This is a genomic window from Aquabacterium sp. (genome assembly GCF_004297345.1).
GTDB lineage: Bacteria > Pseudomonadota > Gammaproteobacteria > Burkholderiales > Burkholderiaceae_C > Aquabacterium.
Genome location: NZ_SCTN01000410.1, coordinates 1 through 2,650, shown reverse-complemented (window position 1 = coordinate 2,650; position 2,650 = coordinate 1). Strand labels below are relative to the sequence as shown.

Sequence of the window (2,650 nt, the reverse complement as noted above, 5' to 3'; positions counted from 1 at the left end):
TTGACGCCGATCGAATGTCGACTACTTAGGGGGCAGACTTGCCTCACCGATCCTGAGATTCGTCATTCGACCATGGTGTGACGATTTCAATCCAAGGGAACATTTGCCCGCTTAACCGAAATGCAATGCCGGCCGCAGTGCGCAGGCATTTCTGCCGCACGCGAAGAGCCTATGCCGGCCTGGAGCTGCCGCCCTGAATTGGGCATTCTTGTACTTTTGTAAAACCTGTCAGCCCCCCTATGACTAGGGGTGGGCCGCCACCTCTTTCGCGCTCATTCTTCGACCGCTCGCCGACTTGCGTGTGGTTCTAGATGCCGGACGGCGTGTTGCCAAGGACTGTTTGAACGCCCATTCAACTATTTCATCTGCCAGGAGGTATTTTGTGAAGCACTTTTTTCGTTCTGTTAGCGAGATCGCGATGCTCGCCGTTGCCATGGCGGCATCATCTGCCATGGCAGCTCAAAGCAGTGCCTATGCCGTGTCTGCCGAATTGAGCACCGATGGCGGCAGTCCGGTTCACATGGCACCCCAGCTGGAAACATCGGGTATCACCACGCTGGGACAGACCTACAGCAAACCCTTGCACTCAGCAATGATCAGCAAGAGTTTGAGGTTGGTGCCCAGCTTGTCGCGCAGCCCGGTGCTGACGGTGCTTGAACTGCAGGGCACCACATTGGCGGTTGGTTCGAATGGGGTTGACACCATTAACACGTCAGGAACATCTTCTGCAGGATCGGGCACCATTGCTTTGATCCTCCCGCTCAGGAGCGTCATCGATCCACCTCGGCCTCTGCCAGTACCAGCTAGTTCGGCGTCCTCTGTTGATGATGCCAAGTCGGTCTCTGCCCAGCCATTGCCACCGTTGAACGTCACAGCGCTGCGCGTGCAATTCAACAAGCTCAAGGCTGCTGCCCAATACAGCCAAGTCATTCCCGGCCCGTCTCAACGTAGCGGCAGCGCCAGCTTTGGTTCGTTGGTGCTCAGTGGCACGCTGGTCGGTACCAAGCCGTTGACGTTCAGCGGAGAAATCAAGCCCAACACCGTTGTGGTCGATACTCCCTCCGTCAAGGTAACGCTGAACGCGCAGACAATTCCCCAAAACCCCGTATGTGACCCTGGCAAGCCTTGTCCCTTGTTTCGCGTACTTGAGACAGTCGAGACCAAAGCAGTGCTTGTTGAGTTGACGAATGCTTCTGTCCTAGGCCATCAGGTCAGTGGCAATATCGTGATTGGCGACGCAGAAGCCGGCCAGTGATCGACGCATTTGCGAACGAAGTCCTGAGCGGGAAAGCCGGTAACCTATGCGAGGGCCGGCTTTCTTGTTTCTGGAGTCGGAATAGTTGACGGTGAGCTTGCTGATTCACAAACAGCAAGGACATCCAGGTTCACTCCAGTTCCGTCCGAGACATCATCACGCCGCTTTTGCCGATGACAACAGAGGTGCCACTGGCTGTCTTGGCCGCGAGGTAGAGCAGGTAGGCGCCCCGCCGGTTGTCGAGCGTCCAGGTCAGCCCAGCGTCGGTTGTGCGATAGATGCCCCCGTCACTGATCCAAAAGCCGGTGGTCGAGGATACGAACCACGGTCGATAGATATGCTCACCCCAGGCTAGCGCGGCAGGCGGTGTGATGATTGTCCAACTAGCCCCCCCGTCGGTGGTGCGAAGGATGCGGCCATATCGGCCCACTGTGATGCCGACTTTCTCATCCGCGAAGGCAACGTCCACGTTGACATGGTCGTTGTCGGAGTAGCCCCATGACCAGCTCTGACCTCCATCGACCGAGCGTTGGATTGAGCCATCACACGTCAGCGCAATGACAGTGTTGCTATTGGGGAATGTGACGTGATTGATGCAGGAGTAGGCGCTTGACGACTCTTCCCAGGTCATGCCTGCATCAGTGGTGTGACGAAGACGGCTGTTGACGATGAGCCAGCCCACCTTGGGCGAGCTGAATGCCATATCGCCAATCCAGCCCGGGAAAGGCACCGTTGCGCGGCTTGCGAAAGACCAATTCGCACCACCATCAGTGGAGCGCACGATGCGGCCCGTTGAGTCGATGGCAATGACGGTGTTTGCGTCGAGGAACGAGACCTGCCTCCAGGTTTCGCCAAGGCCGGGCGTGAGTTCGGCGCCGACAGGGCTCCAATGCGCACCGGCGTCGCTGGTGCGATACAGCGTCTTGTCGCTGATGACAACGCCAACGGCTGGAGAGCCGAACGACATGTCAACTGGATCTTCAAGGTTCTTCGTGACAAGCGTCCAGCTTGACCCTCGGTCTGTTGTTCGATACAGGCGGCCTTGATCGCCTGCGGCGACGCCTACACCGTCTGAGCGGAATGCGATGGCGGTGCCGTCGAAGTTGCTCGGCCAAGAATAGGCCTGTGTCCAGGTAAGCCCACCGTCATTGGTGCTGAAGGCAGGAAAGGCCGAAACAGAACTCAGAACGAAGCCCTGATTTGCACTGGAAAACGCGATGGCAGAGGGCGACCATGGGGATCCACCAATGCTGCTTTCCTGCCATGTCAGCCCACCGTCCGTGCTGCGATTGACGCCAAGCTGGCTCGTGAGGACGACGGTAGTGTCGGAGGTAAAGGTGAGTGATTGCTCTACCCTGATCGTTCCGTTTGGCGGCGTGAAGGTCTTTTCCCATT

The 2,650-nt window shown here is 57.7% G+C and carries 2 protein-coding genes; one reads left to right on the top strand and one right to left on the bottom strand.

Annotated features, from left to right (window positions below):
- Positions 1-382 precede the first annotated feature (382 nt).
- Positions 383-1,255, top strand: coding sequence for a hypothetical protein (locus tag EPO09_RS15805; RefSeq protein WP_290644291.1), 873 nt, complete (start codon positions 383-385; stop codon positions 1,253-1,255).
- Between the two features lie 130 nt (positions 1,256-1,385).
- On the opposite strand, the gene EPO09_RS15800 is transcribed toward EPO09_RS15805, so the two are convergent.
- A partial coding sequence (locus tag EPO09_RS15800; protein WP_290644289.1) for a YCF48-related protein occupies positions 1,386-2,650 on the bottom strand: 1,265 nt, incomplete at its 5' end.